The organism is Vibrio sp. R10-SF1-ISO8 (genome assembly GCF_059833805.1).
Map to the genome: position 1 here is coordinate 239624 of NZ_JCBDHL010000006.1, position 15136 is coordinate 254759.

At 45.2% G+C, this 15136-nt stretch carries 12 protein-coding genes; 10 read left to right on the forward strand and 2 right to left on the reverse strand.

Annotation, left to right across the window (positions count from 1 at the left end):
* Nucleotide 1: 1 nt before the first annotated feature.
* Genes ptsP through AC6R00_RS02995 form a run of 4 tightly spaced genes read left to right on the forward strand, consistent with a single transcriptional unit; the run spans nt 2 to nt 4787 of the window.
* Nucleotides 2-2248: a phosphoenolpyruvate--protein phosphotransferase gene (gene ptsP / locus AC6R00_RS02980; RefSeq protein ID WP_500639278.1), complete on the forward strand. Its 2247-nt coding sequence runs from the start codon at nt 2-4 to the stop codon at nt 2246-2248.
* A gap of 35 nt (nt 2249-2283) precedes the next feature.
* Entirely contained in the window at nt 2284-3048 is a 765-nt protein-coding gene (locus AC6R00_RS02985) for a sulfite exporter TauE/SafE family protein (RefSeq protein ID WP_500639309.1), read from the forward strand.
* 56 nt (nt 3049-3104) lie between these two features.
* Entirely contained in the window at nt 3105-3926 is an 822-nt protein-coding gene (gene lgt, locus AC6R00_RS02990; protein WP_069667527.1) for a prolipoprotein diacylglyceryl transferase, read from the forward strand.
* A gap of 9 nt (nt 3927-3935) precedes the next feature.
* Complete coding sequence (locus tag AC6R00_RS02995; protein ID WP_500639279.1) at nt 3936-4787, forward strand: thymidylate synthase; 852 nt, start codon at nt 3936-3938, stop codon at nt 4785-4787.
* Between the two features lie 561 nt (nt 4788-5348).
* On the opposite strand, the gene AC6R00_RS03000 is transcribed toward AC6R00_RS02995, so the two are convergent.
* Entirely contained in the window at nt 5349-6494 is a 1146-nt protein-coding gene (locus AC6R00_RS03000; protein ID WP_500639280.1) for a Na/Pi symporter, read from the reverse strand.
* 410 nt (nt 6495-6904) lie between these two features.
* Here AC6R00_RS03000 and nhaR point away from each other — a divergent pair, with 410 nt between their 5' ends.
* Together nhaR and AC6R00_RS03010 are read left to right on the forward strand one after the other, a co-directional pair.
* Complete coding sequence (gene nhaR, locus AC6R00_RS03005) at nt 6905-7795, forward strand: transcriptional activator NhaR (protein WP_004744857.1); 891 nt, start codon at nt 6905-6907, stop codon at nt 7793-7795.
* 171 nt (nt 7796-7966) lie between these two features.
* Entirely contained in the window at nt 7967-8266 is a 300-nt protein-coding gene (locus AC6R00_RS03010) for an ArsR/SmtB family transcription factor (RefSeq protein WP_004744856.1), read from the forward strand.
* Between the two features lie 95 nt (nt 8267-8361).
* Here the strand turns inward: AC6R00_RS03010 and rpsT are convergent, their stop codons facing one another.
* Nucleotides 8362-8622 carry a 30S ribosomal protein S20 gene (gene rpsT / locus AC6R00_RS03015; protein ID WP_004744855.1) on the reverse strand — a complete coding sequence of 87 codons (261 nt, stop codon included), beginning with the start codon at nt 8620-8622 and terminating at the stop codon, nt 8362-8364.
* A 247-nt stretch (nt 8623-8869) separates the two neighbouring features.
* On the opposite strand from rpsT, the gene murJ reads away from it, so the two are divergent.
* The 4 genes from murJ to lspA all read left to right on the forward strand — a co-directional run bounded on the left by murJ (nt 8870) and on the right by lspA (nt 14938).
* Complete coding sequence (murJ, locus tag AC6R00_RS03020; protein WP_500639281.1) at nt 8870-10432, forward strand: murein biosynthesis integral membrane protein MurJ; 1563 nt, start codon at nt 8870-8872, stop codon at nt 10430-10432.
* Nucleotides 10433-10523: 91 nt separating this feature from the next.
* Nucleotides 10524-11468: a bifunctional riboflavin kinase/FAD synthetase gene (ribF, locus tag AC6R00_RS03025; RefSeq protein WP_004744853.1), complete on the forward strand. Its 945-nt coding sequence runs from the start codon at nt 10524-10526 to the stop codon at nt 11466-11468.
* A 55-nt stretch (nt 11469-11523) separates the two neighbouring features.
* A complete protein-coding gene (gene ileS, locus AC6R00_RS03030; protein ID WP_500639282.1) occupies nt 11524-14352 on the forward strand; it encodes an isoleucine--tRNA ligase in 2829 nt (942 codons plus the stop codon).
* A gap of 76 nt (nt 14353-14428) precedes the next feature.
* Nucleotides 14429-14938: a signal peptidase II gene (gene lspA / locus AC6R00_RS03035; RefSeq protein ID WP_500639283.1), complete on the forward strand. Its 510-nt coding sequence runs from the start codon at nt 14429-14431 to the stop codon at nt 14936-14938.
* Nucleotides 14939-15136: the final 198 nt, after the last annotated feature.

The following is a 15136-nucleotide window of genomic DNA, read 5'->3' on the forward strand; positions in this document are numbered from 1 at the left end:
CATGCTTTCTCAACTAAGGGAAATAGTTGAACAAGTATCTAAGGTAGAAGAAGTTCATCAAGCCTTAGATATTTTAGTTAAACAAACGTGCAGTGCGATGAGTACTGAATGTTGCACCGTCTATCTTGCTAATGAAGAAATGCAGCGTCTTGAGTTAATGGCGACTCAGGGCCTGCGTTTTAAAGGCGATAAAATTCATATCCGATTTAGCGAGGGCTTAGTTGGCCTTGTTAAACGCAGTGCTGAGCCGCTTAACTTAGCGGAAGCCTCCAAACACCCCAATTTTAAATACTTCTCCGAACTGGGAGAGGAGGTTTATCAAAGCTTCCTCGGAACCCCAATTATTTACCGTAAACAAGTGCTTGGCGTACTCGTCGTTCAGCAGAAGACCCCGCGTCAGTTTGATGAGATGGAAGAGTCGTTTCTGGTCACTCTTGCCGCGCAGCTCGCCGTAATCATCGCTCATGCGCAAACTCAAGGTCATTGGCGATTAGAGAAAAAACAGCAAGCAATCCGTGGTGTTCCTGCCTCTTCTGGGGTTGCGATTGGGGAGTTTTGGTGGGACGACACCCAACCTGAACTGAGTAATGTTTATCCTGCCTCGACATTAGATATTGATCGCGAGCAGGAGTGGCTGTTACTGGCGATAGAGGAAGCGTTGAATGACTTTCGACGCATGCGTAAAAAGCTCGATAGCGAGATAAACAAAGACGCTTTAGCGATATTCGATCTTTTTACCCACTTACTTAACGATCCTATGCTGCGCAAAGACCTTAAAGCGCAAATCCAAAAAGGGGATCGTGCTGACTGGGCGCTGCGCCAAGTGGTTGAGTCATACTCCAACCGCTTTGCTCGTATGTCTGATGTTTACTTGCGAGAGCGAGCACAAGACATTCGTGAGCTAGGCCAACGGTTACTGTTCTTTTTGCACAATACTGACCAAGAAAAGCAGCCCTTTGATAAACCTGTAATCTTAGTCGTGCGTGAACTCACCGCGACCTTATTGGCATCGATCCCCAAAGAGAAACTGCTAGCGGTTATTTCTTTAGAAGGGGCAGCTAACTCGCATGCGGCGATTTTGTCGCGCGCATTAGGTATCCCCGCGGTCATGGGTGTCACGTTAAACCCTAAAATACTGAATGGTAAGAAAGGCGTTGTTGATGGCTATAGCGGTAAAATACTCGTTTCACCCAATCGACAACTGCTACGTGAATATCGTGCCCTTGCCAACGAAGAGCGCGAGTTGGCTAATATGGTTAATCAGCGCATCGAAGAGCCTGCATTTACCAAAGATGGTCAACGTATCGAAGTGATGTTGAATGCTGGGTTAAGTGCCGATACCAATATTGCCATCAACCAAGGTGTTGATGGGGTAGGCCTGTACCGAACTGAAATCTCGTTTTTGCTTCAGCACCGATTCCCTTCAGAAGAAGAACAGACTCAGCAGTATCAAGCCGTATTAAGCAGCTACCCGAGTAAGCGCGTTGTTATGCGTACGCTAGATGTTGGTGGTGACAAAGCCTTACCTTATCTCCCTATTGAGGAAGATAACCCATTCTTAGGATGGCGTGGTATTCGCTTTACTCTCGATCATCCCGACATCTTCTTAATGCAGATACGCGCGATGATGAAAGCGAGCTCGAAGCATCAGAATCTAAGTATTTTGCTGCCTATGGTATCTGGTGCCCAAGAACTCGATGATGCCATTGAACTGATTACACGCGCCTATGAAGAGGTGGCAGAGCTTGATGATCAGATTGCGATGCCTCAGATCGGTGTGATGATTGAAGTTCCATCGATGATCTATTTACTGCCACTAATTGCCAGCAAAGTAGATTTTGTTTCTATTGGTACTAACGACTTAACCCAGTACCTGCTTGCGGTTGACCGAAACAATGCTCGCGTTGCAGATGTTTATGAGTCAATGCATCCATCGGTTATTATGGCTTTAAGCCATATTCATCGTACCTGCCAGCAGTTAAACCTGCCTGTATGTATCTGTGGTGAACTTGCCGGTGACCCAATCGGCGCGCTTTTAATGGTTGGCTTAGGCTACCGAAGTTTGAGTATGAACACGTCGAACGTGGCAAAAGTAAAGTACCTGTTGCGTCATACTGAAACGGAAGAATTACGTTCGCTTGCTGACAAAGCGCTGATGCAACCTTACGGCCATGACATTTATGCTATGATGCAATCATTTTTTGAAAGTAAAGGCTTTGCCGGCTTTATTCGAGCGGGCAAAAAATAAGGATTATTGTGTCTATAGAACTACTTGTTTCTTTTATGCTGCTTGGCGCTGTCGTTGGCGTGATGGCAGGATTACTCGGTATTGGTGGCGGATTAATCGTTGTACCAGCACTGCTTTTTCTTTTACCTGCTGCAGGCATAGATGCCAGCATTAGTATGCAAATTGCGTTAGCAACATCGCTTGCGACCATTATTGCAACCTCAGGTTCATCGGCTCTAAACCATTTCAAACTCGGTAATGTCGATATGTTTGTCGTTAAGTGGCTTATGCCCGGTGTGGTGGTCGGTGGCTTCTTAGGCGCGAATGTTGCTGAGTGGATCCCTGCTCAATACCTACCTAAAGTGTTTGGTATCATTGTGCTGCTGTTGGCTATTCAAATGCTGTTTTCTATCCGCGGTAAGTCACAAAAAACCATGCCAGGCAGTGCGACTACTATGGCTTATGGCACTGGGATTGGCGTTGTTTCGAGCTTAGCGGGTATTGGTGGCGGCTCGTTGTCTGTCCCGTTTCTCAACAGCCATGGCATCGAAATGCGTAAAGCGGTGGGTTCTTCTTCAGTTTGTGGCTGTATGATTGCTATCTCTGGCATGGCGGGTTTTATTTTACATGGCTATAAAGTTGATGCGCTGCCTGATTACAGCATCGGTTATGTCTATCTGCCCGCTTTGGTTGCGATTGCGTCGACCTCGATGCTGACGACGCGCATAGGGGCAAAACTTGCAACGTCGTTACCTACACCAACTTTGAAAAAAATATTTGCAGTTTTTTTAATGTTTGTTGCTGGAACTATGTTGCTCTAAAGCACTCTCATCTATACAAATAAAATCGTCAGAACTTCAAAAAGAGTAATCCTCCTATGTCTCAGGGATATCTAACTTTTCCAAATATCGATCCTGTACTTGTGTCCATTGGGCCGCTTTCTATCCGCTGGTATGGATTAATGTATCTAGTCGGCTTTGCTTTTGCGTTATGGTTGGCAAATCGCCGTGCAGACAAAGCAGATAGTGGTTGGACGCGTGAGCAAGTCTCGGATCTTCTGTTCGCTGGATTCTTGGGTGTGGTTATTGGTGGCCGAGTCGGCTACGTTATCTTCTACAACTTTGATCTTTTCATTCAAGACCCGCTTTACCTATTTAAGGTTTGGACAGGTGGTATGTCATTCCATGGCGGCCTATTGGGTGTCATCACTGCCATGTTCTGGTATGCGAAAAAGAATGGCCGTACCTTCTTTGGCGTGGCGGACTTCATTGCTCCACTAGTGCCGTTTGGTTTAGGTATGGGCCGACTAGGTAACTTTATGAACAGTGAGCTATGGGGACGCGTAACGGATGTGCCTTGGGCATTTGTCTTCCCTAATGGTGGTCCACTGCCTCGTCACCCATCTCAGCTGTATGAAATGTTCCTCGAAGGGATCGTGCTGTTCTTTATCTTGAACTGGTTTATCAAGAAACCACGTCCTCTTGGCGCAGTATCAGGGCTATTTTTGGCGGGATATGGTACATTCCGTTTCCTAGTCGAATACGTACGTGAACCGGATGCACATCTAGGTCTGTTTGGTGGATTTATCTCTATGGGACAAATCTTATCCCTACCTATGGTGCTGATTGGTATCCTGATGATGGTTTGGGCGTATAAGCGTGGCCATTACAAAGATGAACTACCACAACAAACTAAGTAAGGAATTGGTGTGAAACAGTATTTAGATCTCTGTCAGCGTATCGTTGACCAAGGTGAGTGGATTGAAAATGAGCGCACCGGCAAGCGTTGCCTAACGGTGATCAATGCGGATCTAACTTACGATGTCGCGAACAACCAGTTCCCTTTAGTGACGACACGTAAAAGTTTCTGGAAAGCTGCGGTTGCTGAGCTACTTGGTTACATTCGTGGTTACGACAATGCTGAAGATTTTCGTAAGCTAGGTACCAAAACTTGGGATGCCAACGCAAACCTCAATGAGGCGTGGCTCAATAATCCTTACCGTAAGGGTGAAGATGATATGGGGCGCGTTTACGGTGTGCAAGGTCGCGCCTGGGCTAAGCCAGATGGCGGTCATATCGACCAGCTACGTAAAATCGTTGATGATTTAACGCGTGGCGTCGATGACCGTGGTGAAATCCTAAACTTCTACAACCCAGGTGAGTTCCACATGGGCTGTCTGCGCCCGTGTATGTACAGTCATCACTTCTCCTTGTTAGGTGATACCTTGTACTTGAACAGCACTCAGCGCTCTTGTGATGTGCCTCTAGGGCTTAACTTCAATATGGTTCAAGTATATGTGTTCCTCGCGATTATAGCTCAGATTACTGGCAAGAAAGCGGGGCAGGCGTATCACAAGATTGTTAACGCTCATATCTATGAAGATCAACTTGAGTTGATGCGTGATGTACAGCTAAAGCGTGAGCCACTAAAAGCACCAACGTTTCATATTAATCCTGAGATTAAGTCACTAGAAGATTTGGAAACTTGGGTAACACTCGATGATTTCTGGGTTGAAGGTTACGAGCACCACGACCCGATTCAGTATCCGTTTTCCGTCTAGCAAGACGTTATAAATTACTAAGCCGCCCAAGATAGGGCGGCTTTTTTGTAAGAGAAGGAAAGCGGGAACGGGCTGCTCCCTGTGGAACGCTTCGCTTTTGGAAAGCGGGAACGGACTTCGTCCTATGGAGCGCTTCGCTCTTGGAAAGCGGGAACGGACTTCGTCCTATGGATCGCTTCGCTTTTGGAAAGCGGGAACGGGCTGCGTCCTATGGAGCGCTTCGCTTTTGGATAGCGGGAACAGACTTTGTCCTATGGAGTGCTTCGCATTTGGAAAGCGGGAACGGACTGCGCCCTATGGAACGCTTCGCTTTTGGATAGCGGGAGCGGACTTCGTCCCATGGAGTGCTGCGCTACTGGATAACTAGATCGGGCTTCGCCCTCATGGATTACTTAACCACAGTGTAGGAAATTAAGCTCTCCAGCTCTCCAGCTCTCCGTAGGGCGAAGCCCGTTCCCTTATCGCTCTTTCCCTTATCCCTCTTCCTTAGCGTAGCGCTTCCTAAACGCAAAAAGCCCGCAACCTAAGTTGCGGGCTTTGTAATAAGCGATGGTCTTGGTATTAAGCTGTCAACGCTAGGATTGTGCCTGGCAGTGCAACGAACACTGCTAATAGGTAACCAGCTACAACCGCTTTGTTTTTCACAGCCATGTCAGAGATTAAGTCTGCACCTTTTACAGGTAGTTCACGTAGGAACGGAATACCGTAGATGAATACTGTCGCCAAGATGTTGAACACTAGGTGTACTAGAGCAATCTGTAGTGCGAATACTGCAAACTCACCTGATACTGCAGTCGCTGCTAATAGAGCGGTGATACAAGTACCGATGTTTGCACCTAGAGTGAATGGGTAAACGTCACGCACTTTAAGTACACCAGAACCTACTAGTGGAACCATTAGACTTGTTGTCGTAGAAGAAGACTGTACAAGTACTGTTACGATAGAGCCAGAGAAGATACCGTGGATTGGACCACGACCAATTGCGTTCTTTAGAATCTCACGAGCACGGCCAACCATAAGGCTCTTCATTAGCTTACCCATTACGGTGATTGCAACGAAGATAGTCGCGATACCTAATACGATAAGCAAGATACCGCCCATTTGGTCACCGAATGTTGCTAGTGGCTCCTTAACTGCGCTTACTACTGGCTTGGTTAGAGGCTTAATGAAGTTCAAACCTTTAATGCTCATATCGCCAGTTGCTAGGAATGGAGATACTAACCAGTGTGAGATCTTATCAAGAATACCAAACATCATTTCGATAGGTAGGAAGATCGCAACCGCTAATAGGTTGAAGAAATCGTGGATAGTCGCACTTGCAAATGCGCGCTTAAACTCTTCTTTGCAACGAACGTGACCTAGAGAAACTAGAGTGTTGGTTACTGTTGTACCGATGTTCGCACCCATCACCATAGGGATAGCTGTTTCTACCGGAAGACCGCCGGCCACTAGGCCCACGATAATTGAAGTTACTGTACTTGAAGATTGGATAAGTGCTGTTGCGACTAGACCGATCATCAAACCTGCTACTGGGTGAGATGCAAATTCAAATAGAACTTTAGCTTGATCGCCTGTTGCCCATTTGAAACCACTGCCTACCATAGATACCGCTAGAAGTAGCAGATACAACATGAATGCCAAGTTAGCCCAGCGCAACCAGCGAGTAGTGCTCGAAATTGGCGCCGCTGTAGTAGTAGCTTGGTTCATAATCATTTTCTCCGTGGACCGTTAATGTCTTAGTTTTGGCCTGTTGTTGAAACTGAGGGCGATGTTAGAGGGGAAATATTTCAGTAATATTACAGTTGTGTGTAATAGGTTTTTTTTTATTTGAGTAGAGAGTGTGTTGCCGTAATTTGAAATTTACGCTTGGTTTAAGTTGTTGTTTTAATTGTAATAATAATTATTTTTGAGGATGCCCTTAGGATGTGATTAGAATCGAAAAAATCGCAGAAAACTTTCGATTGTGAGCCAGTTCATGACACTTCATTGTCATATTCATAATTCTAGTTTCGGTAAAAGTTACGGTAAATGAATATAAGGTAGGTTTTGTCGAATTATTGTTGTCACGCGCCGCATTTGCTATAACCTACACACTAAAATAAGAAGAGTATTTCTCTATGTCACACTTAAACTACAACCACCTTTATTACTTCTGGATGGTATGTAAGCAAGGCTCTGTTACCAAGGCAGCCGATGCTCTGTTTCTCACTCCGCAAACTGTTACTGGACAGATTAAAGCACTAGAAGAACGTATGGATGGTAAGTTAACTAAGCGCAATGGCCGTAGTGTTGAGCCTACTGAGCTTGGGCAGCTAGTGTTTAAGTATGCCGACCGAATGTTTGGCCTGAGCTATGAGATGCTAGATATTGTTAACTACAGTCAGCGTTCTAACATTCTATTTGATGTCGGTGTGGCAGATGCCTTATCAAAGCGATTAGTGAGTAAAATACTACTAACCACCGTTCCTGAAGATAACAGTATTCATCTACGCTGTTTCGAATCAACTCACGAGATGCTACTAGAGCAACTCGCACAGCATAAGTTGGACATGATTTTGTCTGATTGCCCAGTCGACTCTAGTCAGAGCCCTGGTCTGTACAGCAAAAAGCTCGGTGAATCCAATATGAGCTTCTTCTGTTCAGGTAACGTCGATAATGTTAGCTTTCCTGCAGTATTAGAGCAGCGCAAACTGCTTATTCCCGGTAGCCGTACAGCGATGGGACGTAAAGTGTTGCAGTGGTTTGACCGTCAGGGGTTGCAGCCTAATATCTTAGGTGAATTTGACGACGTCGCTTTAATGAAAGCCTTTGCTCGTTACCACCATGATGTGATTTTCTTAGCCCCTTCTATCTATATGTCTGAAGTCGAAAGCGACCTTCCTCTACAACTTATCGGCCATATTGATGAGTTAAAAGAAGAGTACTATGTCATATTTGCGGAGCGTATGATTCAGCACCCAGCGGTGAAGAATGTTTGTGATGCAGACTTCACAACCCTATTTAATTAGACTCCGATCTATTTGAACAAATAGATTAGTTGTTACAATTCGATTAATATTTGAAATAATTCACTCTAATATAATTAAATACACAGTGAATCTGGTGACTGATCGACAGCGTTACTTATTGTGTAAGGCTGATGTTTGTAGAAGTATTGTTGTAGGAAGAGGTAGTGGCCGATGAATCTACAAGAGATGGAAAAGAACTCTGCTCAGGCTGTAGTACTGCTTAAGGCGATGGCCAATGAGAGGCGTCTTCAGATCTTGTGCTTATTACACAATCAAGAGCTGTCAGTAGGGGAATTGTGCAGTAAGTTGGAGTTAAGCCAATCTGCTTTATCTCAGCACCTAGCGTGGTTGCGAAGAGATGGTTTGGTCAATACTCGAAAAGAGGCACAGACAGTTTATTACACTTTGAGTAGTGAAGAAGTGAAAGCAATGATCCAATTGCTGCACGACCTTTACTGTTCAGAGAAATAGTAGATTTATCGAGGTTTGTTGTTTAGCCTCGAAATTTAGACATAAAAAAACCGGCAATTGCCGGTTTTTTCTTTCACTGGGAAATCAGAGTTCTATTAAAGAGCTTTGATTGCAGCAGCGAAACGAGACTTATGACGTGCAGCTTTATTCTTGTGAATAAGGCCTTTAGTCGCCATGCGGTCTAGGATTGGTGTAACTGCAGCAAATGCTTCAGTTGCAGCAGCTTTGTCGCCTGCTTCGATAGCAGCAACAGTTTTCTTCATGTAAGTACGCATCATTGAGCGACGGCTAGCGTTGTGCTGACGACGTTTCTCAGCCTGGATAGCGCGCTTCTTAGCAGATTTACTATTTGCCAAGGGTCTAACTCCCAAAAACTTAGTTCAGTGACAATTTAAGGGCGAGGAATATCCCTCATTTGCGCTTAAATGTCAAATAATTTGTGCAAAAACCAATCGAGCCAAACTAATTTTGGTTTGAAAGGTCTTCACGGTTAAGATGGCGGGGATTCTAACAGTATTTTTTTTTCAATGCTAATACTAATCTGCTCTGGTTATGACATTCCTGTTGTAAAGTAGAGCAAAAATTTTGATTCCCGAGGTAAATGTGAGTAAACGCCTACTCAAGTCAGGCATGATAGTTAGTGCTATGACCTTGATCTCTCGAGTTTTAGGCTTGGTTCGAGATGTTGTTGTTGCCAATCTTATGGGGGCCGGTGCCAGTGCCGATGTGTTCTTTTTTGCCAACAAAATCCCTAATTTTTTAAGGCGCCTATTTGCTGAAGGTGCATTTTCACAAGCCTTTGTTCCTGTATTGACGGAATATCATGCCGCTGGAGAGATGGATAAAACTCGTCAGCTCATCGCGAGAGCAGCGGGTACATTAGGCGTTATTGTCTCTATTGTTACCGTGCTCGGCGTTTTAGGTTCTGGTATGGTGACCGCGCTGTTTGGATTCGGCTGGTTTTTAGACTGGCTTAACGGAGGACCTTCGGCAGAAAAATTTGAGCTCGCAAGCTTAATGCTCAAAATTACTTTCCCGTACTTATGGTTTATCACCTTTGTCGCTTTGTCGGGAGCGATTCTTAATACGCTAGGTAAATTTGCAGTCTCTTCTTTTACGCCGGTTTTTCTCAATGTGATGATCATTTTATCGGCGTGGTTTATTGCGCCTCAATTATCACAACCTGAAATAGGTCTAGCGATAGGTGTGTTCCTTGGCGGTTTAGTTCAGTTTTTATTCCAGATCCCGTTTCTGATTAAGGCGGGAGTTATGGTTAAGCCTAAGTGGGGCTGGCGTGATCCGGGTGTAGTTAAGATTCGCACCTTAATGATTCCAGCACTGTTTGGTGTTTCTGTTAGCCAAATTAACCTATTGTTCGATACCTTTATCGCCAGTTTCCTTCAGACCGGTTCTATCAGTTGGCTTTATTACTCGGATCGACTGTTAGAGTTTCCGCTTGGCTTATTTGGTATTGCTATCGCAACAGTCATTCTGCCTGCCTTGTCTCGAAAACATGTCGATGATCATAATGACGGTTTTGCGCAAACCATGGATTGGGGCGTACGTATGGTCACCTTACTCGGCATTCCGGCCATGCTTGGTTTGATGGTATTGGCCAAACCTATGCTAATGGTGCTGTTTATGCGTGGAGAGTTTACTCCCCAAGACGTGAGCTATGCCTCGATGTCTCTGGTTGCTTACGCGTCAGGCTTACTCAACTTTATGTTGATTAAAGTACTGGCTCCAGGTTACTACTCGCGCCAAGACACCAAAACGCCAGTGAAATATGGCATCATCGCGATGGTAACCAATATGGTTTTCAACGCTATCTTCGCTTGGTTCTATGGTTATGTTGGTCTTGCCATTGCAACCGCATTGTCTGCCTTTGTAAATATGTCTCTTCTATATAGAGGCTTGCACATTGCGGGTGTCTATCACCTGACCAAAAGAACGTTACTGTTTATAGCCAAGCTTGTTATTGCTGGTGGCTTAATGGTTGGTGCGATTTTGTGGCAGTTAGAAGATATGAGTGTGTGGCTAACTTGGACATTGCTAGAGCGAGTGATGTGGTTAACGGCATTGATTGGATTAGGCGCGGGTGTTTATCTGTTGTCACTGCTTATTATGGGTGTTCGTTTAAAAGATCTAAAAGCGGCGACAGAATAAGGGTGATTAGTATATAATCCGTCAGTTTCACGCAACGTTAATTCTTTTTTTGAGAATTTGTAGTCAATAAATTAGTTTTTAGTAGTCTCCAATGGAATTGATTCGAGGTATTCACAACATCAAACCACACCATCAAGGGTGTGTATTGACGATCGGAAATTTCGATGGTGTTCACCTCGGACATCAAGAAGTTTTGCGCCAAGTGTCTGAGCAAGCTAAACAATTAAGTTTACCTTCAATTGTAATGACATTTGACCCTCAACCATTGGAGCTGTTTGCTAAAGATAAAGCACCTGCGCGCTTAACGCGTCTTAGAGATAAGTTTGTTCAGTTGAGCAAATTGAATATCGAAAGGCTGCTTTGCGTGAACTTTAATCATCAATTCGCTAATCAAAGTGCTGACGAGTTTATTAGTGACTTGTTGGTGAAGCGTTTGGGTGTTAAGTTTCTCGTCGTAGGTGATGATTTCTGCTTTGGTCGTGGCCGAAAAGGCAATTTTGCCATGCTGCAAGAAGCAGGCAAAAAGTACGGTTTTGAAGTGGTAAGCACTCAAAGCTTCTGTTTACAACAGTTACGTGTAAGCAGTACTGCGATTAGAGAAGCCTTAGCGCAAGATAAGCTTGAGCAAGCCGCTGAAATGCTTGGGCGTGATTACAGTATTAGTGGGCGAGTTTCTCACGGGAGAAAACTCGGCAGAACGATCGGTTTTCCGACGGCGAACATTCCACTAAAACGTTGCGTATCGCCAGTCTCTGGCGTGTATACCGTGCAAGCTTTGGGCTTGGGCGAAGAACCTGTCGGCGGTGTTGCCAATATCGGTAATAGACCGACAGTTAATGGCGTACGCCAACAACTCGAAGTACATTTATTCGACTTTAAAGCCAACTTATATGGCAAACAGCTAGAAATCGTACTTTTAGATAAGATTCGCGACGAACATAAATTTGAATCGTTCGAAGCTTTGAAACAACAAATTGAATTGGATGCTGAAGCAGCAAGGGTGTGGCTGCGTCAGTATAAAGCCCAAGCGGTTTAGTTCGCTGCTTGGCATAATGTCTAACTGTCACCCAACACAACGGAATTAAGAATCGATGAGTGAGTATAAAGATACCCTGAACCTTCCTGAAACAGGGTTTCCGATGCGTGGCAATCTGGCAAATCGTGAGCCAGAAATGCTTAAGCGTTGGTATAAAGAAGACCTTTACGGTGAGATCCGTAAAGCGAAGAAAGGCAAAAAATCTTTCGTTCTACACGATGGCCCTCCATACGCGAATGGTGACATTCACATTGGTCACGCACTAAACAAGATTCTTAAAGACATTATTATTAAATCCAAAACACTTTCTGGTTTTGATGCACCGTACATTCCTGGTTGGGACTGTCACGGTCTACCAATTGAACTAATGGTAGAAAAGAAAAAAGGCAAACCAGGCCAAAAAATCTCTGCGGCTGAGTTCCGTGAAGAGTGTCGTAAGTACGCGGCAGGTCAGGTAGAAGGTCAAAAAGAGAGCTTCAAACGCCTAGGTATCATGGGGGAGTGGGACAAGCCTTACCGCACTATGGATTTTGCTACTGAAGCAAACATCATCCGTGCACTGGGTAAAATTGCTGATAACGGCCACCTACTAAAAGGTTTCAAACCAGTTCACTGGTGTACAGACTGTGGCTCTGCGCTTGCCGAAGCAGAAGTAGAGTACAAAGATAAAGTTTCTCCATCTATCGACGTACGCTTTAAAGCGGCAGATGAAGCAGCGCTTTTATCTAAGTTCTCATTGAACGAAGGTCATGAAGGCGAAGGCGATATCTCTATCGTTATCTGGACAACCACACCTTGGACACTGCCAGCAAACCGCGCAGTATGTCTACGTGATGATCTAGAGTACGTGTTGATCCAAGTAGAAGGTGAGTCGAAGGAGCGCATCATCGTTGCTTCTGAGCTAGCGAAAGACGTGATGGATCGTGCGGGTATCGAGCACTTCCATAATCTTGGTTTTGCAAAAGGTAGCGACCTTGAGCTATCTCAGTTCAATCACCCATTCTACGACTTCACGGTTCCTGCGATCCTTGGCGATCACGTAACCACGGATTCTGGTACTGGTGTGGTTCACACAGCACCTGGCCACGGTCAAGAAGACTTTGCAGTCGGTAACAAATACAACCTAGAAGTGGCTAACCCAGTAGGTTCAAACGGTGTTTACCTGCCGGATACTGAGCTATTTGCTGGCCAACACGTATTCAAAGCGAATGATGCAGTTGTTGAAACGCTAAAAGAGAAAGGCGCGCTGCTACATCACCACGCTTACGAGCATAGCTACCCGCACTGTTGGAGACACAAAACGCCAATCATCTTCCGAGCAACACCACAATGGTTCGTATCTATGGACCAAGCGGGCCTACGTGCAAAAGCACTAGAGTCAATCAAAGGTGTTGAGTGGATGCCAGAGTGGGGTCAAAGCCGCATCGAAGGTATGATTGAAGGTCGCCCAGAGTGGTGTATCTCTCGTCAACGTACTTGGGGTGTGCCAATCGCTCTATTCGTTCATAAAGAAACGGCAGAGCTTCATCCAAACACTTTAGATCTGATTGAGAAAGTGGCTCAGCTAGTTGAAGAGAAAGGCATTCAAGCTTGGTGGGATCTAGAAATCTCTGACCTACTAGGTGAAGACGCGGATAAGTACGAGAAAGTACTCGATACGCTAGACGTATGGTTCGATTCAGGTGTGACTCACTACTCAGTAGTTGACGCTCGTGAAGAGTACAACGGCGCGTCGGCAGACCTATACCTAGAAGGCTCTGACCAACACCGCGGTTGGTTCCAATCTTCACTCATTTCATCTATCGCGATGAAAGATGAAGCGCCATACAAGCAAGTACTTACTCATGGTTTCGTGGTTGACGGTCAAGGCCGTAAGATGTCGAAATCTATCGGTAACGTAGTTGCGCCAAAAGATGTAACTAACAAGCTAGGTGCAGATATCCTGCGTCTATGGGTTGCTTCAACTGACTACACAGGTGAAGTTGCGGTTTCTGATGAAATCCTAAAACGCTCTGCAGATGCGTACCGTCGTATCCGTAACACAGCGCGTTTCTTCCTTGCTAACCTAAGCGGCTTTAACCCAGCAACGGATCTCGTTCCTGCTGAAGAAATGGTTGCTCTAGATCGTTGGGCTGTAGGTCGTGCACTAGCGGCACAAGAAGAGATCGTTAAAGCTTACGGTGAGTACAACACTCACGCAGTAACACAGCGCTTAATGCAGTTCTGTTCTATCGAAATGGGCTCATTCTACCTAGACGTGATTAAAGACCGTCAGTACACAGCGAAACTAGGCGGTCACGCTCAACGTAGCTGTCAGACAGCGCTTTACTACATCGTAGAAGCGCTTGTTCGTTGGATGGCGCCAATCATGTCGTTCACTGCAGACGAGATCTGGAACGAGATGCCAGGCGAGCGCGATAAGTTTGTCTTCACAGGCGAGTGGTATGAAGGTCTGTTCGGTCTAGCGGAAGGCGAAGAGCTGAACAACGAATTCTGGGCTGAAATCCAAGCGGTTCGTGGTGGTGTAAACAAACTGCTAGAAGACGCTCGTAAAGAGAAGACAATTGGTGGTTCTCTGCAAGCTGAAGTGACGCTTTACGCTGATGATGCACTAGCGGCGAAACTAAGCAAGCTGGAAGATGAGCTACGCTTTGCACTACTAACTTCAGCAGCGGTTGTTAAGCCTCTAAGCGAGAAGTCAGAAGCGGCGCAAGCAACAGATGTCGAAGGTCTATTCGTTGAAGTGAAAGCAACTGAAAACGAGAAGTGTGACCGCTGCTGGCACCACACTCCAGATGTTGGCACAATCGCAGGTCACGAGAAGATCTGTGGTCGTTGTGTGTCTAACGTTGATGGTGAAGGTGAAGTTCGCAAGTTTGCATAATTTAGAGCAATCAGAAGTTGAACTTTATTGAAAATTCATAGCCCCAGTATCTACTGGGGTTATTTTTAGGAACTTTATGAGCGAACAAACATTTACTCTAAAGCAATCAGGCGTACGTTGGCTGTGGCTAGCCTTGGTTATCTTCTTTGCAGATATTGGCATCAAGCTATTCGTAATGGATAACATGGGTTATGGCTGGGCGAATCGAATTGAGGTATTGCCTTTCTTTAATCTATTGTATGTCCATAACTATGGTGCTGCGTTTAGCTTTTTGAGCGACCAAGCGGGTTGGCAACGTTGGCTATTTACCGGTATTGCGTTTGCGGTAACAGGTATGCTGACTTACTGGATGAGCAAACTACCGGCACAAGAGAAATGGAACAACATTGCTTACGCCATGATTATTGGTGGTGCTGTGGGCAATGTGTTTGACCGTGTTGTCCATGGCTTTGTGGTCGACTACTTAGACTTCTTCTGGGGTAATTATCACTGGCCAGCATTCAACTTAGCCGATACGACTATCTGTATTGGTGCAGCAATGATTATTCTTGATGGCTTTCGCAAGAAAGAAGATGCCAAAGCCTAATTCGTGATAAATTGAATAACCCTAGGCGCTGTCGGTTGATTCCGGTAGCGCTTTTTAGTATACCCGTCATATTTGAAGCCGCAGCGTTGTTGACTGCGATAATTCCCCCTAATCACATAGCGCACTATGCTCAAGGGTTGAATCATCTGGTCGTCTAGCTGCAACTCCAACTATTTAGGGTATACACCTATAAAAATA